General features: G+C 42.9%; 7 protein-coding genes and 1 pseudogene. 7 read left to right on the plus strand and 1 reads right to left on the minus strand.

Annotated elements, in window-relative coordinates:
* Positions 1 to 11 precede the first annotated feature (11 nt).
* Positions 12 to 4778 carry a condensation domain-containing protein gene (locus F8S12_RS08955; protein WP_196515958.1) on the minus strand — a complete coding sequence of 1589 codons (4767 nt, stop codon included), beginning with the start codon at positions 4776 to 4778 and terminating at the stop codon, positions 12 to 14.
* A 604-nt stretch (positions 4779 to 5382) separates the two neighbouring features.
* On the opposite strand from F8S12_RS08955, the gene F8S12_RS08960 reads away from it, so the two are divergent.
* The 7 genes and pseudogenes from F8S12_RS08960 to F8S12_RS08990 form a co-directional block, all read left to right on the plus strand.
* Entirely contained in the window at positions 5383 to 6393 is a 1011-nt protein-coding gene (locus F8S12_RS08960; RefSeq protein ID WP_196515959.1) for a TauD/TfdA family dioxygenase, read from the plus strand.
* Between the two features lie 463 nt (positions 6394 to 6856).
* Positions 6857 to 8449, plus strand: coding sequence for an MBL fold metallo-hydrolase (locus F8S12_RS08965; RefSeq protein ID WP_196515960.1), 1593 nt, complete (start codon positions 6857 to 6859; stop codon positions 8447 to 8449).
* Positions 8446 to 14337 carry a non-ribosomal peptide synthetase gene (locus F8S12_RS08970; RefSeq protein ID WP_196515961.1) on the plus strand — a complete coding sequence of 1964 codons (5892 nt, stop codon included), beginning with the start codon at positions 8446 to 8448 and terminating at the stop codon, positions 14335 to 14337. The genes F8S12_RS08965 and F8S12_RS08970 overlap by 4 nt, the downstream gene beginning before the upstream one ends.
* Before the next feature lie 67 nt (positions 14338 to 14404).
* Positions 14405 to 17644, plus strand: a pseudogene (locus tag F8S12_RS08975) (non-ribosomal peptide synthetase); the annotation flags it as partial.
* 87 nt (positions 17645 to 17731) lie between these two features.
* The gene (locus tag F8S12_RS08980; protein ID WP_196515963.1) at positions 17732 to 21022 is read left to right on the plus strand and encodes a non-ribosomal peptide synthetase; all 3291 of its coding nucleotides are present in this window, start codon (positions 17732 to 17734) and stop codon (positions 21020 to 21022) included.
* 22 nt (positions 21023 to 21044) lie between these two features.
* The gene (locus F8S12_RS08985; protein WP_196515964.1) at positions 21045 to 21863 is read left to right on the plus strand and encodes a phytanoyl-CoA dioxygenase family protein; all 819 of its coding nucleotides are present in this window, start codon (positions 21045 to 21047) and stop codon (positions 21861 to 21863) included.
* Between the two features lie 200 nt (positions 21864 to 22063).
* On the plus strand, positions 22064 to 23241 hold a 1178-nt coding region (locus F8S12_RS08990), incomplete at its 3' end, for a condensation domain-containing protein (RefSeq protein WP_230967895.1).

Genomic DNA, 23241 nt, shown 5'->3' on the forward strand with positions numbered 1-23241 from the left:
TTTACTTACTCCTAAAAATCAAGGTTAAATAAAAGCTCTGTTTCTTCGGTTGATTCTTCATAAGAAGTCTGAAAGTTAAGATCGTCGAGTTTCTTATGTGGATGGGTAATTATATCTACTACCAAAGCATAAAAACGTTCTTTCATCACCTCAATTCGTTCGGGTTTCCACAAATCCGTTTTGTATTCAATATCGAGTTGAAGCTGGTCATCTCTTTCGATAAAGTTGAAGATTAAATCGAACCTGCTCGCCAATACAATGTTCTCAAATGTTGACACCTTGAGATGATCTCCCTGAGTATGACTTTGGGGATGGTTATGCATCACAACTTGTACTTCAAAAAGAGATGAACCTTGCAAGTTGCGCTCTAGTTGTTGCAGTTCGTTGGCCAGAATATCGAAAGGGTATAAAGTGTTTTCAAGAGCTTCTAGAATAGTTTGCCTCACTTGGTGCAAAACTGACACAAAACTTTGATTAATAGCGATCGCATCCCGAAGAACCAGAGGATTGATAAAAAAGCCAATTTGCCCCTCTAAGTCGGGATGAGGACGTTCGGCAAAGCTAGTTCCAACAATAATATCGTTGTGTTGAGTTATCCGATAAAAGAGTGTTTTGACGGCCGCTACTAAGATCATATATAAACTCGCACTATAATTGCGACTTAAGCGATTTAAAGCGGCTGTTTGTAAGGGATCAAAAATAAGATTGATGACACTGCCTTTAAATGTGGGCGCTGATGGGCGAGTAAAATCAGTGGGTAAATTTAGTGCAGGTTGCGCTCCCAAGAGTTTATTGTGCCAGTAATCGCGCTGTTTGGCTAATCTGTCGGTTTGTAGGAGCGCATTGTGCCACACTGCATAGTCTTTGTAATGGATGCGTAAGGGTGGTAATTGGTGTTCCTGTCCCAATCTATAGGCTGCATAACAATCAAATATTTCCCGCCCCAGAATATCGAGCGACCAACCATCAATAATAATGTGGTGAATTGTAAATAAAAAAATATGTTTAGTATCGGACAATTTGAGCAACTTTGTCCGCATGAGTGGCCATTGTGTTAAATCAAAAGGCTTCTGAGCTTCCTGTAATCCGTACTTGCTAGCGAGTTCTAAGGGCTTTTGATCTCCTGAGATATCAATGGATTCTAAAGGAATATAAATCGTCTCATGCACCCGTTGTTTGGGTTCGTCTTCTACTAAAATAAAAGTTGTCCTCAAGGATTCATGTCGAGCCACTATTGTTTGAAAAGCTCGTTGTAAAGCTGCAACATCTAAATCTCCCTCCAAAAGTAAGGACATAGATAAGTTATAGGCAATAGCGCCCTCGTCCATTTGAGCGTGAAGCCAAAGACTTCTTTGAGCAGGAGAAAGTTCATAATCCCAAAATTGCGGTTTAGTTCCTGATAAATCGGTGGGTGCTAGCAAAGGCTGAATTGGCGGTAAAGGTGGAGTTTTCCGATCGCTAATTCGGGCTGCTAAACTAGCAACAGTTGGCGCTTCAAATAAATCGCGTAGGCTGATGTCTACAGCCAATTCTGCCTGGATTCTAGATACCAGTTGTGTTCCTTGCAAACTCGACAGACCTAAATCGAAGAAATTGTCATAAATGCCAACCAAATTTTTTCTTAGAGTTTGTTGGATACAATGAGCGATCGCCTTTTCTACAGTATTCAAAGAAGCGACAAAATCTGCTGCTTTTAATGACACTCCTGGCATCTGTCTTAAGGTAGAATAGTTAATATCTCCTGAGTGCGATCGCGGAATCGTTTCCACTTGAATCAAAACAAAAATTTCTGGGGTGGCTAACAAGCTTTTCAATAATTCTTCAACTTCCTGAAGATACTGCAACTCGTCTTTTATCAAGACTACATACACCCGAAATTCTTGAGGCTTACTTTCAGTAACGACAACCTCTTTTACTAAGGAGCAAAGGCTAAGAGTTAGTTCAATCTCTCTGGGATCAATTTGCCCGTTTATGTACCCAGTAATTTCGATGCTGCCATCTGAACGCTGACGAGCCAAGTCGCCAGTAGGAATCCGGTTAAATAATTCGTAATTCGTAATTCGTAATTCGTAATTAAATAAGGGATGCTCTACGCATAGTTCCCCCGGTATGCCGACAGGTAAAAGTTGGGCGTAGGAGTCGCGGACTGAGAACCGCATCGGAGCGATCGCATCCCCTAAAGAAACTGCTTGACTACTTACAGAATATTGCTCCTCTGATGTTGGCACTAGTCGTTTTACTGCACAACTCAAAGATATTGCAGGTAATTTGTAGACTCTGTAAAACTCAACTGACTGACCAAGACATTTAGTTAATTGTGTGACTAATCCGTATCTCAGTTTGCCTCGATCAAGGATAACCCACCTCTGCTTACCAGATAATAATTCTGGGTTGGCTGAAAATGCCTTTGCCAAAGAAACAAGACTTTCCACAGATGCAAACACTGTCGTACTAGCCTTGTTCTCGAAAGCAGCAATAATCTCGGAGTTAGACGGATATTGCCAAGATATTACATCAAGAGAAGCCCCAAAAGTCAAGGCATGTAACAAAATGTCAAAACTTTCTCCCAGGTCAAACCAATTGATGATGGATATGCGATCGCTAACATTATGAGGAAGCAATTTTTGTAGACTAGCTACTATGTGATGACAAACAGCGAGATAGCTAAGTTGCAAACAATCAATTGGATGCCAAAAGTGGATATAGCTCTCTGAATTAACATGGTGGAGATTTTCACCACTATTATTTGAGATAATTTGCCAATCGTCATCAATCGTTATTAAATCTGATTGGCGCTCAACCAAAGAAGCAAGCAATTGTCTCTCAGTGAGGAGCAAACTTTCAGCATATTTAGCCATCGCTAACCGGAATTGCTCTGCACTCAGCCCAGAATTAATCACAGCTACACTCATGCCAATTTTAAACAGAGCGAGGATTGCGATCGCTATTTTGATGGGATGTTGGAGATAAACTGCAATCGGCGGTTTTGCGTCTAGTTTCTGGGCTTTTAAATACCGCGCTAGTTGATTGGCTCGATAGTTTAATAGTTTATATGAAATAGATTCATTGCCAACAGTAATTGCGATCGCATCAGGATTGCGACTAACTTGGCTCTCAAACTGCTGATGAATAGGCTGAATATCCCATACTGTAACAGCCTCCGAGAAAAACTTTTGATTATGTTCTTCTGGTGGCATCAATGGGAGTTGATATAGCCGACTTGTAGGTGAAGCCACGATCCCTTTTAACAACATGAGAAAAGAGCGACACCAGTGGCTAATAGTTTGATGATCAAACAAGTCAGTGCGGTAGGTAAAATCTAAAATAAATTTATCTTGATATTGAATTCCATTCAAACTCAGGTCAAATTTGGCAAAACAGACTGGGCTAGGCATTAACATAACTTCCAGCCCGTGCAGCTTTGGTATATCCATCATTTTGTCGATATTAAAGATGGTTGTTATCTGCGGCTGTACTTGGCTTAGTCCGTCTGTAAAAAAATAGTTTTGGTGTTCGTAGACATCAAACAAAGTTTTTTTGACAGATGCCAAAAATTCAATAAATACTAAATCCCCAGCTGGGTTGCTGACAATTGGTAACACCGAACTACAATGTCCTACCAAATCTCTGGCTCCCATTATCATCTGCCCCGCAGTCGGAATACCTACTACCAAACGTTCTTGGCCAGTAAGTCGTGATAAAAAGATTTTCCAAGCTGCCAGGAGTGTCATGAAAACTGTTGCCCCTTGTGCTTGGCTGAACTGTTTTAGCTGTTGATAAAATGCCCTGTCCAGCGTCACTGTTTGATTTTCACCTTTGTAGGTTCTGGCTGGTTTTGGGTAATCTGTTGGTAAGGTGAGACTTGGGATCGAGGTGTTGCAGACTTCAATCCAGTATGCGTGATCTTTCTGGACTTGTTGACTAGTCTGCAAAGTTACTAGCCATTCCAAATAACTTGAATAAAGTGTAGGTTCTGGTTTATACAACTCTTTCCCAACACACAAAGCGGAATAAAATTCAGTTATTTCCTGAAGGATAAATTGAATTGACCACCCATCGGCAATTAAATGATGAACCACTAAAACCATCAGATAATCTTGATGATTTACCTGTGCCAATTGCAACCGGAAAAATGGGCCTTGATTGAGGTCGAATGTCTGAGTTGTTACAGCCTCCAACCAAGCATCAACCTGCTTTTGTTTGACTTGTTCTGATTTTTCAGACAGAATCAAGCAAGGAATTTCGACTTGTAGACTTGATGCGATCGCTTGCCCTTCTGGGTTTATACTAATTATTCGCAAAGCATCCCGTCGAGCCACTACATTCTGCATGGCTGTCTTCAGAATTGGGATTTGTAACTCACCGCGCAACCGCAAAACGACTGATTCGTTGTATGCTGCTGATTTGTCTGCTCCTAAATTTGACAAAAACCAAAGGTTTCGTTGTCCTGAAGAAAGGGGAAAAATTAACTCTGAAGTCGAATTTTTTTTATTTTCTAGATGTATTGCCAAAGATGCACTAATATGGTTATCTTCAACACTTCGATTTATCGGGTCGAGGATGCCATCAGTAGGGTTAATTACTTTCTCCTCAAAAGTGGACTCCAGATTTTGATGTGCTGGCAGAGATTCTTTGATATGCTGCTGTTGAGATGCTGGGACAGCTGAGTGCTGGATTTTCTTGAGCAACTCTAATTGCTGGGTCATGACCATAAGTTGCTGCTGGATCAGATTTAGCACAGATGTCTGTCGTCCATTTTGTGGCAATTTATTAGACATTGTTTTATTTTTTAGTTATAGAGGGCAGCATTGGTGCTTAAGCTTGGCGATCCGTCGTCAACACTATTTAAACCACATCTATCGTAGGGGCAATTCATGAATTGCCCCTACAGCGTCCTCTATTTAACTGAAAATAGCTGTAATTATTTTATACATATATAAACAATAATTTATACAATACCTTTGCCAAAATAAGAGCCAACAAAAATTTGGGCAAAAATGGCAAAATGACCCATACATAAGCGTTTAGCTTATAAGGTAGCTTGGAATATCAAACCCTTGATACTACGGACAATACGTTAAAAAACCTTGTGGGAAACCTTGAAGGAATTTTTAGGACTTATTGTTTTTGCCAAGCCTCAGAGAAAAGGGAGTTCAGATATCAACTCACCCTCGTAAATTGGCAAAGGTATTGTTATACAAATCATATATTACAGATTTTAATTAGACCAATGTGGTAAACAATACGCTACTTTTGTTTAAGTACAATCTCATCTTACCGCGTCTCAACTACTATCAAGTCTAGTAACATTACTGCATTGCATCCAACTGGGAACCGCTATAGCTTTTCACCACCAAGCCACTAAGCACAAGGAGAACTGTCATGTCAGGAATTTTCAATCCAGAGTCTAATACACTGGTAAAAATATCTTTCTTAAACCCTGATCAAAAGTTACCTTTAGTAGTTGAACCTATGGTCGAAGGACTTAACTTGCATTCATGGGCAACTAGTAATAGAGAGTTTATTGAATCTCAGTTGTTGCAATATGGCGGTTTGTTATTTCGGAATTTCAATGTCAATGGCTCATCCGACTTAGAAGCTTTGATTCGCATTCTTTCAGGCGAACCTCTTGAATACCGGGAACGGTCTTCGCCACGCAGAGCGATCGCTGGTAAAATATATACCTCTACAGAATATCCAGCAGAGCAAAAAATTGCAATGCATTGTGAGAATTCATACCAAGAAAACTGGCCGATGCGAATTTTTTTTCATTGTATTACACCAGCTGCGATCGGCGGTGAAACCCCGATCGCTGATACTCGCAAAGTGTTTAATCGGATAGATCCTCAAATCCGCCAACGCTTTATTGAAAAAAAGGTAATGTACATCCGCAACTATTACGACTTCTTGGGGTTGCCGTGGCAAACGGTGTTTCAGACAGCAGACAAAGCCGAAGTTGAAGAATACTGCCAAAAAAACGATATTGAGGTGGAGTGGCTGGAAGGCGGACATCTCAGAACAAAGGTAGTTCGGGAGCCGATACTAAAACATCCTCAAACTGGTGAGGATGTATGGTTTAATCATGCTATGTTCTTCCATATAAGCACCCTCGAACCAGAAATCCAAGAGGGTTTGCTGCTAGCATTTCAAGAGGACGAACTACCAACTAATAGTTTTTACGGTGATGGAACTCCACTTGAAGACTCAATAGTTGAGGAACTGCGAGAACACTACGAGCAAGAAATGGCTCTGGTGCTGTGGCAGCAAGGCGATGTATTGATGTTGGATAATATGTTAGCGGCTCACGGACGCAGACCCTATTCTGGTTCGCGTCAGGTATTGGTAGGCATGGGGCAGCTTGTAAACCGAGCGGGGCTGAACAGTATAATATAACCTGACTTTACATCCCGTCACAAGTTAGGTCTTAATAAAGAATTATTACTAGCCATTAACCAAAAAATTACTAGATTATGAGACTGGTTATGAGGTATTCTTTTTTAGGAAACGTTTAATATCAAGTTATACGTTAAAACTTAGTTTTTAGTTTCATATCAGTCCTAAAGGCTAATAAGCTGTTGGACATTTAATTTGCATATTACTTAGAAGTAAAACTCTTGTGGGGTGGGCATCTTGCCAGCCTTGGGCTACGGGCGGGCGAGACGCCATTGGTGTCAACTTAAGCCCAACAAACCCCCTTAAAACCTCGTTTCTAGCCTCTCGGCTGGAAATGCTCATCATTGGGCTGCTGCCGCGAATTTGGGAGGCAGCAGCCCCTCGGAACGAGACAAAATTAGCCCCTGTTACCCTTTAACAGAAATGTCAAATTTGCTGAATGGACATTACTAGGTAACGTAAGATGTCGAGCCAAAAGTTGTATTTCAGGCAGGATATCCAGGTTGAACCTCTATTCAACTTGTGGGTGGCATGGGTATTGCTGATCCCCCCAGCTACGGCCGCCATGAATATGGTTGAACGCCACCTGGCAATCATGACCTCATACACCAATTCTCCCGATCTCCACATCCTAGCCTTGAAAAACCCAGCGATGCAAAGTGGCCCATTCATCGCCTTGGATGCTCCAAGGGTAGATGAAGTTAAGGAGCTTTTGCAACAAACCAAGGAGCGCCACGGACATTTAATAGATTTTGTCCATGCAGTCAAGGAACTGCAAAGCCTCTTGAGTCGTGATGCCAAGGGTTACAGTTTGGAGTCGCTTTATCCCAAAGTGCCGGAAATCCTCCAAGGTTACGTAGAACTGAGCTATGACCTCAACCACAACGCAACATTTAGGTTTTTTGAACAGCTTCTTTATCGTAGTCGTTTTTATGATGTGAATTGCCAAAGCATTGGACTTTCTCAAGTTGAGCAAGATTACAATCGCCCATTCATTTTCAGTACGCCTAGACTGAAGAACGAGAAATATGCTCATTTACCAATTCCCTTTGCTCATCAAGGATTAGATGAGCTTTTTAAGATGAAATCAACTCCCCAAAACTATGATTATATCTGTAGTCAGTTGGGGGTTGAAATTGCAGATGCAAAACTTTTTAGATCATTTTTTACTGAGGAATCTCCACCTGATTATCAAAAATACACTGGCAATAGTGTCCGAATTCGATATTTCGGTCATGCGTGCCTGTTAATTGAGACTAAGGACATTAGCATCCTGTTTGATCCAATCATCAGCTATGCTTACGATTCCAAAATTCCTCGTTACACCTATCAAGATTTACCCGATTGGATTGATTATGTCGTAATCACTCACAGCCATCAAGATCACTTTTTGCCGGAAACATTAATTCAATTGCGGCATAAAGTTGGGAATGTTGTAGTGGGTCGCAACTATGAAGGAGCTATTCAAGACCCATCGTTGGGACTCATCCTGAAATATCTTGGGTTCAAAAATGTGATTGAACTCAGAGAAATGGACGAGATTGCAATTCCTGGAGGTGTGATTGTTGGTCTTCCATTTCTAGGGGAGCATCACGATTTGTTAGTTCTCAGCAAATTGACTTATCTAGTGCGCTTGTTTGACCATTCCATATTGGTGGAGGCTGATTCCTGCAATATTGATCCAGTTTTGTATCACCGCATCCACGATTACACCGGGGATGTTGATCTGATTTTTTTAGGTATGGAATGTGACGGTTCACCACCCTCCTGGGTTTATGGGCCGTTATTTAAGTCACCTTTGCCGCGGCCGATGGATCGTAGTCGCTTAGGTCGGGGCTGTAATTATTTGGAAGGTATGCATCTGGTCGATGTTTTCCATCCTCAGCAAATGTATGTTTATGCAATGGGACAAGAGCCTTGGCTGAGATATATTTTAGGGCTTGAATTACAAGAAGATTCTAATCCAATAATTCAAGCTCAACGCTTGATAACTGAGTGTAAATCAAAAGGTATATTTGCCGAGTTACTTTTTGGAAAAAAAGAGATTGTGCTATGAGCCAAACAAGATTGCATCAAAATTTGTGGCACTACACCGGAAAAACGTATCAGCCGCATTCCGATTTTTGGAAGACACAACTCGCCCAAATTGCAGCACCTTTTTTACTAGAAGGAACTTTTCAACCTGGTTGTTTGTGTCAGGATGAGAAAGAAATATATCACTTTGAATTGGATGAAACTACGACAAAGATAATTGATACGATCGCTAAACAAGATTTATTAGGAATCTACGTTGTGGTAGTTTCCGCGATCGCTTATTTGTTAAGCCGATATACTGGACGGTCAACTATTTTAATTGATTCTCCTCCCTTGGCAATTCCACAGCCAAGTGAAGCGATGGGAGAGCAGGTGAGCCTGATTATTTCAGTTAATGAAACAAAATCTTTAAAAACATTTATTTCTGAGTTTTCCCAGATAGTTTCTCAAAGTTACAGCTATCAAAGTTTCCCATATCGAGAAATAATTGCCAGCGATCGCACCAAAGATCATCTGACGACTAATGTTGCAGTATGGCTACCAGAAATTCATGGCTCATCCTTTGATCTAAATCGCTATGATTGGGCGATCAAAATTGATAAAAAAGCGGCTCTGAGCTTGACTTGGCACTGCAACCCAATGCGCTTTGATCGCTCTTTTGTGCATGGTTTTGCACAGCATTTACAAAATTTATTGTCAGCTTATGCCCAGTATGATACATATTTGGCAAATCTGGAAATTTTATCGCCAGATGAGAAAATCAAGCTGCTTGGGGATTGGGCTATAGGCGATCGCATTGAGAGCCAATCTCAAACCATCCATGAAATGTTTGCAGATCAGGTATTAAAAACGCCGCAAAATATAGCTATTCAAACTTCTAGCCGAGCCATAACCTACCAGGAACTCGACTCTATAGCTAATCAACTTGCTAATTATCTGCAAATGCAGTATAATATCCAGCCTGATGAGCCAATTGGTGTGATGGTGGGGCGTAGCGATCGCTTAATCATTGGCTTGCTGGCGATTCTGAAAGCTGGTGGTACTTATGTGCCAATTGACCCCGATAATTTAAGCGATCGCTTAGAATTTATCATCAGAGATGCGGAGCTTAAGGTTTTGCTCATGGAGCTAGAAAACCTCCCCCAACTACAAAATCTGCTAGACATTCCCATGTTTGCAATGGATGTGCAGTTGGAAAAACTTGATTGTGCTACAAATCCTCCTTTGTCCCTCAGCCAGCCCTCTGACTTGGCTTATATCATCTACACATCGGGGTCAACAGGCACACCAAAGGGGGTGATGGTAGAGCATCAGAGCTTTGTGAATATGGCAATAGCGCAAATAGATGTCTTCGGTATCCAACAAACAGATCGGGTATTGCAGTTTGCCAATGCTTCCTTTGATGCGTCATTGTCAGAGATATTTATGGCGCTGTTCTCAGGTGCAGCTGTGGTAATGATAGACAAAGCAACCATTGCAGATCGACAGCAGTTCCTTACTTACCTAGATGCACAAAAAGTAACCGTTGCGACTTTTCCCCCTGCCTATCTCCGAGCCTTAGAGCAACCGAATTTTCAATATCTGCGTGTGATGATTACAGCAGGTGAAACCGCCCAGTCTGTGGATGCTCATCACTATGCCCAGCAGTTGAACTACTTCAACGCTTACGGCCCCACGGAAACTTCTGTTTGCACTACTATTTACAAATTAGAAGCGGAAAATACGGAAGCGATCGCCATACAATTAGGTAAACCGATTGCCAACACCGCAGTATATCTACTTGATCAATTATTCAGACCTGTACCAACGGGAGTAGTAGGTGAGATTTGTGTTGCAGGGAAAGGGCTAGCCAGAGGATACCTCTACAACGTAGATTTGACCGCAAGCAAATTTGTTGAAAACCCGTTTGCGCCAGGGGAAAAGCTCTACAAAACCGGGGATTTTGCCAAGAGACTTCCCAGTGGTGAGTTGATATTCTTGGGACGTCAAGACCGTCAAGTTAAAATCCGTGGTTATCGGATTGAATTAGGGGAAATTGAAGTTGCTGTGTGCCGCCTCCCTGGAATCACCCAAGCTGTTGCACTGACAATCACTGGTAATGACGGGAACCAAGAAATAGTAGCTTACATAGTGGGAGAACCAGGGTTAGATAGTTCGCAGTTGCGTGCAGACTTGAGCGAAATTCTCCCTGACTATATGATCCCAGCCGTCTTTGTGTTGCTGGAGGAATTGCCACTGACCCCTAACGGGAAGATAGACTATGGGGCACTGCCAAAAACTGAGACATTCCGTAGAAGTAAAGAAGCTAGCTTTGATGCACCTTGCACTCCTACAGAAGAAATTTTAGCCCCACTCTGGGCTGAAGTTTTGGGTCTGGAAAAAGTCGGTATTCATGAGAATTTCTTTGAAATTGGGGGACATTCCTTATTAGCTACTCAACTGATTTCCCGAATCAGGGATACATTCTCAGTAGAAGTCCCTCAACGCAGCTTGTTTGAAACTCCCACCATTGCCCAACTCGGTTCTGTGGTTGAGTCTTTGTGCCAAACTGAATTGGGGTTACACTCATTGTCCTTCGAGTCGGTTGCCAGAAATGCAAACCTGCCTCTATCTTTTGCCCAGCAACGGCTTTGGTTTCTCGACCAATTGGAATCAGGTAGTGCCACTTACAATATATCAGTTGCCCTGCGGCTGATTGGTGCGCTCCATGTAACTGCTCTAGAAATGGCTGTACAAGAAATTGTGCAACGTCATGAAGTTCTGAGAACCACCTTTGCTATGAGCGATGGGGCTGTCGTGAGTGCCATCGCGCCAAACTTAAATCTGACTATACCCATAGTGGATTTGCAAATCTTACCAGAAAGCGAGCAATCCCAACAGGTGCAACATTTGGCAAGGCTTGAAGAACAGCGTCCCTTTGACCTGGCATCAGGCCCCTTACTGCGCGTCACTTTATTGCGGCTGGGTGAGGACTCTTATGTGCTATTGGTGACAATGCACCATATTGTCTCTGATGGTTGGTCAATCGGGATATTTATCCGCGAGGTGGCAGCCCTCTATGAAGCCTTTAGTCAAGGCAAACCTTCTCTGCGAGACGCTACGCGAACACCATTGCCAGAGTTAACCATTCAGTATGTAGACTTTGCCCACTGGCAACGGCAATGGTTGAGTCGGGAAGCGGTGAAAGTACAACTCGACTACTGGCGACAACAATTAGCAGAGACGCCGCCGTTGCTAGAGTTGCCCACCGATAGAACGCGCCCACCAATACAAACCTTCCAAGGGGATATCGAGTATTTTCAGATTGATTGCACCCTGACACAGAAGTTGCAAACTCTCAGCCAGAAGTCAGGCGCAACCTTATTTATGACCTTACTGGCAGCATTTGCCACCTTACTAGGGCGCTACACTGATCAGGAAGATATATTAGTCGGTTCGCCAATTGCCAATCGCAATCGTCGGGAGATAGAATCACTAATTGGCTTTTTTGTCAACAGTCTCGTATTGCGTGCCAATTTGCAGGGCAACCCGACGTTCCAACAGTTACTTAGTCGAGTCCGGCAGGTGGCAATGGATGCTTACGCCCACCAAGACCTGCCCTTTGAGCAGTTGGTAGAAGCCTTACAACCAGAGCGTTCCCTGAGCTATAGTCCCTTGTTTCAGGTGATGTTTGTTTTGCATAATACACCGATGGGGAAACTGGAACTTCCAGGTTTGACTTTAACTCCTTTGAAAAATCAGAGTGCGACAGCGAAATTTGACTTGACATTGGTGATGCAGGAAACCGAAGAGGGACTGATTGGGGAATGGGAATACAACACCGACTTATTTGATGCTGCCACAATTGCAAGGATGGCGAGACATTTCCAGAATTTGCTTCAGGAAATTGTTGTCAATCCAGAGCAAAGAATTTCAGAATTCGGTCTGTTAGAAGAGGTGGAGCGACAACAGTTACTCGTGGACTGGAATCATACCCAGACTGAGGATTCCCTCTGCCAATGCATACATCAGATGTTTGAAGCGCAGACTTGTCAGACACCGAATGCGATCGCATTAGAATTTACAGATGGCGACAATGCCCAACATCTAACTTATTCGGAATTGAACGTTCGCGCCAACCAGTTAGCACACTACTTGCAAAAAATCGGGGTAAAACCAGAAGTACTAGTTGGTATATGCTTAGAGCGTTCGTCGGAGACGTTGCCGGAGGCATCGCTAGAAATGGTAGTGGCGTTGCTTGGTATTCTGAAAGCTGGTGGTGCTTACGTACCTTTAGACCCGCAATTACCGCAAGAACGGTTAGCCTTTATTCTCAAAGATGCCCAAGTATCAATATTGCTGACACAGGAACGGTTGCAAGCTGCATTGCCCGACAATGGCACGCATCTAATCTGTTTAGATACAATTTGGCAGACAATCAACCAGGAAGCTCAAGAAAATCTGAATAGTGGTGTAACACCCGCAAATTTGGCTTATGCGATTTACACTTCCGGCTCTACAGGAAAGCCTAAAGGCGTTCAAATTACCCATTATTCTGTCGCTAACTTCTTAAATTCCTTAAAACAGCAGCCAGGTTTGACAGACCAAGATATTTTGCTGGCAGTTACTACCATATCTTTTGATATTGCGGCTCTCGAACTTTACTTGCCACTAATTGTTGGAGCAAAATTATCATTAACCAGCCATGAAGAGGCTGGTGATGGAGCAAGATTGTTAGAGAAGTTGGTTAAATCTCAGGCTACCGTCATGCAAGCCACTCCAGCTACATGGCGAATGCTGGAGGCCTCTGGGTGGGAAGCTTCTCCTCAATTGAAAATCCTCTGTGGGGGTGAGGCTTTACCTCAAGTCCTTGCCGATAAATTGCTAGAAAAAGGAGGCTCTCTCTGGAATCTGTATGGCCCCACCGAAACAACTATCTGGTCAACTATTTCCCACATCAGCGCCAGCCGTTTGGTTCGCAATGAGGCTTTAGAGTCTATTGGCCGTCCCATTGCCAACACCCAGATTTACATTCTTGACCGCAATCTCCAACCAGTTCCAATGGGAGTCAGGGGCGAACTTTATATTGGTGGCGCTGGTTTGGCGAGAGGTTATCTGGCACTTCCAGATTTGACTGCGGAAAAATTCATTCCCAACTCCTTTAATAATCAGCCAGGAAGCCGCCTTTATAAAACTGGTGACTTAGCTCGCTATTTACCAGATGGTAATATCGAGTATCTTGGTCGGATTGATCATCAGGTGAAACTCAGGGGTTTCCGCATCGAATTGGGAGAAATTGAGGCGGTGTTGAGACAACATCCCCAGGTACGAGAAACTATAGTTATTCTCCGGGAAGACCAACCAAGTAATAAGCGCTTGGTAGCATATATTGTCACTGAGAATGAATCAATCGACACCAGCGAAATTCGCCGCTTCTTAGGGGAGAAGCTGCCGGATTACATGATTCCTAGTGCCTTTGTGGAACTGGAAGCCTTGCCACTAACGCCTAATGGCAAATGCGATCGCCGCGCTTTACCAGCACCAGAAGTAACCGTAAATTCATCAGTCAGCTTTGTACTACCTAATACTCCTACAGAAAAGATTTTGGCTACTATTTGGGCAAAAGTCCTGGGATTGGAGCAGGTCGGTATCCATAACAACTTCTTTGAACTCGGTGGAGATTCCATTATTAGTATTCAAGTCATTGCCCAAGCTCACCAAGGAGGTCTACAACTGACGCTCAAGCAGCTATTTCAGCATCAGACCATCGCTGAGTTAGCATCCGTATTAAATATAAATATTCAAGATGACCCAGTGCCGATTATTGCTCCCCGTCAGTCGCCCGAAGACGGAGATTACAAACCTTCAGACTTTCCGTTGGCAAAATTGGATGAAGAAAAGTTAAAAAAAATATCCTCTCTGCTCAATTAAGTTAAAAGTCAACTACTTGCTGCAAAAGGGTTTACAGCTATGGTGAGAGTTTCCAGGAGGTTTTTAGATGAAGAATGTTGAGGATATATATACTCTTTCACCCATGCAGCAAGGCATACTCTTCCACTCTTTGTATGCGCCAGAGTGGGGAGTTTATTTTCAGCAGCAGTGCTGCACGCTTCACGGGAACTTAAATATATTGGCATTTAAACAGGCATGGGAGCAAGCGATCGCTCGTCATCCAATTTTGCGTACCGCCTTTGTTTGGGATGGTTTAGATGAACCCCTCCAAGTCGTGCATAAGTCAGTAAATTTACCTTGGTTTGAGAACGATTGGCAAAGTCTGAGTTTGACTGAACAGCAACAGCAGTTAGAGACTTTATTGGAAAGCGATCGCGCCAAGGGATTTGAACTGAATCAGTCTCCACTCATGCGTTACACCTTGATTCAGATTGCTTCCGAGGCTTTCTACTTTATTTGGAGCCACCATCATTTACTCCTTGATGGCTGGTGTTATCCAATCGTTTTTAAAGAAGTTTTGGCTTTTTATGATTCATATTGCAAAGATAATAATTTATATTTAGATACACCGCGCCCTTACCGGGATTACATCGCCTGGTTGCAGCAGCAAGACCCCTCCCAAGGACAAGCATTTTGGCGTCAAGCACTCAAAGGCTTAACTGCTCCGACTCCTTTAGTGGTAGATAAAGCTAGAGTCAAGGGAACCAACCAGCCGATCTACGAACAACAAAATCTTAGCTTATCGACAACAGCAACCACTGCAATTCAGTCTTTTGCACAACAACACCATCTCACACTAAATACCCTAGTGCAAGGAGCTTGGGCATTGCTGCTGTGCCGTTATAGTCGGGAATCAGATGTCATCTTTGGTGCCACTGTTTCCGGTCGCCCTCCTCTTTTGGCGGGAGTGGAATCGATAGTAGGACTGTTTATCAATACCCTGCCCGTGCGGGTGCAAGTCTCAGCCTCAGCGAAACTACTGCCTTGGCTGCGTGAGTTGCAAGCACAGCAAGTAGAACGATTGGAATATTCATATACTCAACTGGCTGAAATTCAAAGTCTTAGTGATGTACCGCCAGGAATGCCCTTATTTGAGAGCATTGTAGTGTTTGAAAACTATCCAGTAGACGCTTCTTTGCAACAGTTGGATAGCAGCTTAACAATTAGCAATTTTCGGGCTTTCGACCAAACGAATTATCCCTTGACAGTGGTGGCGGAACCTGGTTCAGAGTTTTCTGTACGCATTGGCTACGATACTAACTCCTTTGATTCAGAAACGATCCGGCGAATGTTGGGTCATTTTCAGACCTTACTTTTGGGGATGGTGGCAAATCCCCAAGGAAGTTTGTGGGAATTACCGATGCTAACGCTTTCGGAGAGACAGCAGTTGCTAACAGAGTGGAATGATACTCAGGCAGACTATCCGCAAGATAAGTGTATCCACCAGCTAATTGAGTCCTTGGTAGAACAGACACCAGATGCAGTGGCAGTGGTGTTTGCAGACCAACAGCTAACTTACCGGGAGTTAAACGATCGCGCCAATCAGCTCGCTCATTATTTACAATCTTTAGGTGTAAGACCAGAGGTGTTGGTTGCCCTGTGTATGGAGCGTTCCCTTGAGATGATGGTTGGACTGTTAGGGATACTCAAAGCAGGTGCAGCTTATGTGCCGTTAGATCCCCAATTACCTCAAGAACGCTTGGCTTATATGTTGTCAGACGCCCAAGTATCTGTGGTGTTGACTCAAGAGAAATTAAAATCAGTGCTTCTTGACACAGGATTTTCTGTGATTTTATTGGATGCGGGGTGGGAGAAAATCTCTACTTATAGCAAGCAAAATCTTGTCAGTGGAGTTGATACAGCTAACTTAGCTTATGTAATTTATACATCAGGATCTACAGGAAAACCAAAAGGAACTGCGATCGCTCATCGAGGACTGATAAATTACCTGGTCTGGTCTGTTCAAACCTATGCAGTAGTCAAAGGGAATGGCGTTCCTGTTAACTCTTCCATTAGCTTCGATGCAACTATTACCAGCTTATTCTCTCCCTTATTAGTGGGACAGAAGGTAGTAATGCTGCCAGAAAATGAACAGATAGAGGCTTTGTGTACAGCCTTAAGTTTTAACAGTAATTTCAGCTTTGTTAAAATCACTCCTGCTCATTTGGACATTTTAAGCCAATTGTTATCGGCAAAAGATGTTGGGACTCAGACGAGATTGTTAATTGTTGGCGGTGAGGCGCTATTGGCGGAAAGCCTCACATTTTGGCGCAATTACGCGCCTGACACCAGAGTAATTAACGAATACGGGCCAACAGAAACCGTAGTTGGATGTTGTGCCTACGAGGTTACACCTGAGACCTCCCAATCAGGTGCAGTTCCTATTGGTCGTCCAATTGCCAATACCCAGCTTTATATACTAGATTCGTCTCTCCAACCAGTCCCCATTGGAGTAATCGGCGAACTCTACATTGGCGGTATCGGTCTTGCCAGGGGTTATCTTAACTGTCCAGATTTGACTGCTGAGAAATTTATTCCTCACCCCTTTGACAATGAACCGGGAAGCCGTCTCTATAAAACTGGAGATTTAGCCCGCTACCTCACTGACGGCAAAATTGAATTTCTTGGTCGGATTGATAATCAAGTAAAGCTAAGGGGTTTTCGCATTGAATTGGGAGAAATTGAAGCAGTGCTGAGACAACATCCCCAAGTCCAGAAAACTGTGGTCATCCTCCGGGAAGACCAACCAGGTAACAAGCGCTTAGTAGCTTATGTTGTTTCTGACACTAAATCAATCGACACCAGTGAACTTCGCCGCTTTCTAAGTGAGAAACTACCAGATTACATGATGCCTAGCGCCTTTGTACAGATGGAGTTATTGCCGCTAACCCCCAACGGAAAAAGCGATCGCCGCGCCTTACCAGCACCAGAAGCATCCGTAGATTCCACAACTACCTTTGTTCTACCGCGCACTTCTACGGAAAAAAATATAGCCCCAATCTGGGCTGAAATTCTCAACTTAGAGAAACTTAGTATACATGACAACTTTTTTGCACTAGGAGGACATTCCCTGTTAGCCACTCAACTTATTTCTCGAATTAGGGGGACTTTTTCTGTGGATATTGCTCTGCGCCACTTATTTGAATTTCCTACAGTAGCAGAACTGGCTGAAGTTATTGAAAAGTTACAACAACAAGATATTGAATTGCAAACACCTGCAATAGTGCCTCTTTCCCGTGAAACTCGACGAATGAAACGTTCCTCACTTATGCAAGAGAAAGAATAATCTCAATATTTTTGGCAAAACTCTTACCTTTGCGCCTTTGCGCCTTTGCGTGAGACTAAATTCCCAAAACGCCCAACAGAGGTTTTGATGAAAAAGCATACCCAAGATTCTTTAACAGCCACCGAAGATGATGTCTTCGTATTTCCTGCATCCTTCGCCCAGCAACGCCTATGGTTTCTCAGCCAATTACAAGAAAGCAGTGCCATCTATAACATTCCATCCGCCCTGCATTTAACAGGAACATTAAACATAAAAGCCCTAGAAAAAGCAGTTAATGCAGTAGTACAACGTCACGAAGTCCTGAGAAGCAGCTTCCAAATACATAACAATTCCTTAGTCCAAATAATCTCCCCCGAAGCCAACTTAAACATAGTAATATTAGACCTGCGATCGCAACCATCAACAGAACAAATAGAACATCTAGCAACCCTTGAAGCCCAACTTCCCTTTGACCTAAAAACATCACCCCTAGTACGTGTCACCATCCTCCAACTGAAAGAAGAATCCCATGTACTACTAGTGACAATGCATCATATAATATCCGATGCCTGGTCAACAGAAATATTTATCCGAGAAATCACAACCCTATACCAAGCCTTCACTCAAGGAAAACCCTCACCCCTAGAAGAATTAACCATCCAATATGCAGACTTTGCCCACTGGCAACGACAATATTTAAGCGGACAAGTATTAGAAACTCAACTAAACTACTGGCAAAAACAACTAGCAAATTCCCCACCACTGCTAGAATTACCCAGCGACAGAACCCGCCCAGCAGTCCAAAGCTTTGCCGGAAGTACAGAACAATTCCAACTTGATAAACAACTGACAATTAAATTAATTTCCCTGAGTCATTCTTCAGGGACAACATTATTTATGACCTTGCTAGCAGCCTTTGCAACCTTACTAGCAAGATACAGCAATCAAGAAGACATCGTAATTGGTTCACCAATCGCCAACCGAAATCGGCGGGAGATAGAGCCACTAATCGGCTTTTTTGTCAATACTTTAGTCCTGCGTAGCAACTTACAAGGAAACCCGACATTTGTCGAATTGTTAAGTCGAGTGAAACAAGTGGCGATGGATGCTTACGCTCACCAAGACGTGCCATTTGAGCAACTGGTAGAAGCCTTACAACCAGAGCGTTCCTTAAGCCATAATCCCCTGTTTCAGGTAATGTTTTCCTTGCAAAATGCCCCCATTGGCAAACTAGAAGTGCCTGGTTTGACCCTGATACCTTTAGAAATAGCCAACGTCACGGCGAAGTTTGATTTACTCTTGTCGATGGCAGAGACAGAAGACGGTTTGACTGGGGCTTGGGAATACAACAGCGATTTATTTGATGCTGACACTATTAAGAGGATGATTGGACATTTCCAAACCTTGCTGTTGGGTATTGTCAGCAATCCGAGTTGTCGAATTGACGAATTCCCCTTGCTGGTTGACTTACAACGCCAACAGTTATTGGTGGAGTGGAATGATACTGAAGTCGAGTATGGTTTTGAGTGTATTCATAATATGTTTGCAACTCAAGTGGAACTGACGCCCGATGCGGTGGCGGTTGTTTATGAACAACAACAATTAACTTATCGACAGTTGAATGAGCGAGCTAATCAACTGGCTCATTATTTACAAAAAATGGGGGTGGGGGCAGATGTTCTGGTGGGTATCTGCATGGAGCGTTCTTTGGAAATGGCTGTGGGGGTGTTGGGTGTTCTGAAGGCTGGTGGGGCTTATGTGCCAATTGACCCACAATTACCGCAAGAGCGTTTGGCTTGGATGCTGGAGGATACTTGTACTGGGGTGTTGTTGACTCAGAATCGGTTGCTTTTGAGTTTACCTGTTAATCAGGGGCGCTTGGTGTGTTTGGATGCTGATTGGGAGGTGATTTCTCAGGAGTCTAAGGAGAATCCTGTGAGTGCGGTTAATCTGGATAATTTGGTTTATGTGATTTATACTTCTGGTTCTACTGGTAAACCTAAAGGTATAGCTTTGCCCCATCGAGCATTAAGTAATTTATGCCAATGGCATCTGGCAAACCTGAAAACAGGTGTTGGGGTTCTACAGTTTGCATCCTTGAGTTTTGACGCCAGCATTCATGAAATGTTTGCGGCTTGGTGTTCGGGAGGTACGCTATTCATGATTCCCGAAAACTTGCGCTTAGATGTCAAAGAGTTAATTTATTTCCTAGCACACAAACCTATACAAAAGGTTATTCTTCCAGTTGTCGTCCTACAGCAATTGGCAGAAATGTACGGGCAAGAAAAACATCTATTCCAAAATATCAAAGAAGCGATCGCAACTGGCGAGCAACTTCAAATAAATTTACCAATTATTAATCTATTCAAACAGTTGGAAGATTGCTCACTTCACAACCATTACGGCCCCTCTGAAACCCATGTGGTTACTGCTTTGACTTTATCAAAGCTACCAGATGAGTGGCGTACCTATCCTCCTGTGGGAAAACCCATCGCCAACACGCAAATTTACATCCTAGATAATCATCTCAAACCCGTCCCAATTGGGGTGATTGGTGAATTGTATATCGGTGGTGTTAACTTGGCAAGAGGTTACTTTAACCGCCCCGAATTAACCAGCCAAAAATTCATTCCTAACCCCTTTGGCAATGAACCTGGGAGTCGCTTGTACAAAACTGGTGACTTAGCCCGCTACCTCAGTGACGGCAACATTGAATTTCTTGGTCGTATCGACCATCAAGCAAAGATTCGTGGCTTTCGGGTCGAACTTGGAGAAATCGAATCTGTGCTAAACAAACATCCACAGGTAAATCAAGCCATAGTCACAATCAAAGTTGAAACAACAGGTGAAAAACGTTTGATTTCGTACATTGTACTTCAGCAAGATCAAACAATTACTACCCTTGAACTGCGGCAATTTCTCCAACAGAAACTACCAGACTATATGATTCCTGCTGCCTTTGTCAGATTGGCTGCTTTGCCTTTGACTCACAACGGGAAAGTAGACCGAACTGCTCTGCCAGAACCAGATGAAAACAGCTATGTACTAAATGAGATTTTCGTTGCACCGCGCACACCAGCAGAAGAGTTATTAGTAGAAATTTGGATTGAGCTTCTGGGTATTGAAAAGATTGGAATCTATGACAACTTCTTTAATCTTGGAGGGCATTCTCTGTTAGCAACACAGATGATTGGCAGAATTAGTCAGGCTTTTTATTTAGAAATAACTTTGCGGGACTTGTTTGAAAATCCTACGGTAACTGAACTGGTAGAAGTTATGGCAAAACTTACAGGAGGCAGAGAACTGATTGACGAAATTGCCACCACCTCCAGAGAAATTAACCAACTCTCTCCAGAAGAAGTAAAAGCTGCTTTAGAAACAGTAAAAGAAAACTCTTAGTACTTTTAATCAAAAGGAAATTATGAAACTGACAAAAGAACAAATGGAAGTTTATGATGAGCAAGGAATGCTATTTATTCCTGAGTGCTTATGTCAAAGGGAAGTTGAGAAAATGAATGCTGCACTCCTTCCTTTAGTGAAAGAAGATACACCAGGACGGGTTTTGGAAAATAACAAAAAAACAGTGCGCGCGCTTCATGGTTGTCATACCACCAGCGAAATTTTCCAACGCTTAATATTGCATCCCAGTTTGCTGGAACCAGCCAAGCAAATCCTCGCTAGTGAAGTATATGTTTACCAATTTAAGGTCAACTTTAAGGCAGCTTTTGAGGGAGATTTATGGCCTTGGCATCAAGATTTTGTATTTTGGGATAAAGAAGATGGGATGTTATGGCCGAGGGCACTGAATATAGTAGTTTTCTTAGATGAAGTTAATGAATTTAACGGGCCGCTATACTTTATTCCAGGTTCTCACAAACAAAGTTACACACATCTCCAGACACCTCCTCAGCAGACTACAAGCAATGGAGAAAAAAATGAATGGATGGATAGCTTTGTTGCAAATCTAAAATATACTATCGACAAACCAACTATTACCAAATTAGTCAATAATCATCATATTGTCGCACCGAAAGGCCCTTCAGGTTCAGTCTTATTTTTTCACTGTAACCTAGTACATGGTTCAGTGTCCAACATATCTCCCTATGACCGCAAAGTTGCTATTATTACTTATAATAGTCTTGAGAATATACCACATTTCAACAGTGAACCCAGACCGGAATTTCTCGTCAGCCGAGATTACACGCCCCTTCAGCCTCTAGCCAGAGATTTTGAAAAATAATCTCACGCAGAGGCGCAGAGAGGAGAATCTTTGAATGTTCACAACTATTGAAGACGCTAAACAAACGGATCTAAAACTCCTCATATTCTCTGTGTCTCTGCGCGACGCCAGGTGCTTCAAGTCGGCGGAGCCGCCCAACGCACTGGCTCCTCTGCGTGAAATAAATCATACTATTTTTAACCTCATCCGATCGCAACTAAATGATGAAAAAAATAGATCGTTCTTCTCCCCAGTCTAATTCCTTTACAGAGCAAAAGCAGGAATTACTAAAACTCCTGTTAAAGAAAAAAGGTATACATATTGAGCAAGCTGCAACCATACCTCGCAGGACAGAATCTACTCCCGTACAACTTTCCTTCGCCCAGCAACGCCTATGGTTTTTAAACCAAATGCAGGAGGTTAATGCTGTCTACAACCTAGCATCCGCCTTGCATTTAACAGGAACATTAAACATAAAAGCCCTAGAACAAGCCGTTAATGCAGTAGTAGAACGTCACGAAGTCCTGAGAAGCAGCTTCCAAATACACAACAATTCCTTAGTACAAATAATCTCCCCCGAAGCCAACTTAAACATAGTAATATTAGACCTGCGATCGCAACCATCAACAGAACAAATAGAACATCTAGCAACCCTTGAAGCCCAACTTCCCTTTGACCTAGAAACATCACCCCTAGTACGTGTCACCATCCTCCAACTGAAAGAAGAATCCCATGTACTACTAGTGACAATGCATCATATAATATCCGATGCCTGGTCAACAGAAATATTTATCCGAGAAATCACAACCCTATACCAAGCCTTCACTCAAGGAAAACCCTCACCCCTAGAAGAATTAACCATCCAATATGCAGACTTTGCCCACTGGCAACGACAATATTTAAGCGGACAAGTATTAGAAACTCAACTAAACTACTGGCAAAAACAACTAGCAAATTCCCCACCACTGCTAGAATTACCCAGCGACAGAACCCGCCCAGCAGTCCAAAGCTTTGCCGGAAGTACAGAACAATTCCAACTTGATAAACAACTGACAATTAAATTAATTTCCCTGAGTCATTCTTCAGGGACAACATTATTTATGACCTTGCTAGCAGCCTTTGCAACCTTACTAGCAAGATACAGCAATCAAGAAGACATCGTAATTGGTTCACCAATCGCCAACCGAAATCGGCGGGAGATAGAGCCACTAATCGGCTTTTTTGTCAATACTTTAGTCCTGCGTAGCAACTTACAAGGAAACCCGACATTTGTCGAATTGTTAAGTCGAGTGAAACAAGTGGCGATGGATGCTTACGCTCACCAAGACGTGCCATTTGAGCAACTGGTAGAAGCCTTACAACCAGAGCGTTCCTTAAGCCATAATCCCCTGTTTCAGGT

Source organism: Nostoc sp. WHI (genome assembly GCF_015714725.1).
Taxonomy (GTDB): Bacteria; Cyanobacteriota; Cyanobacteriia; order Cyanobacteriales; family Nostocaceae; genus Nostoc.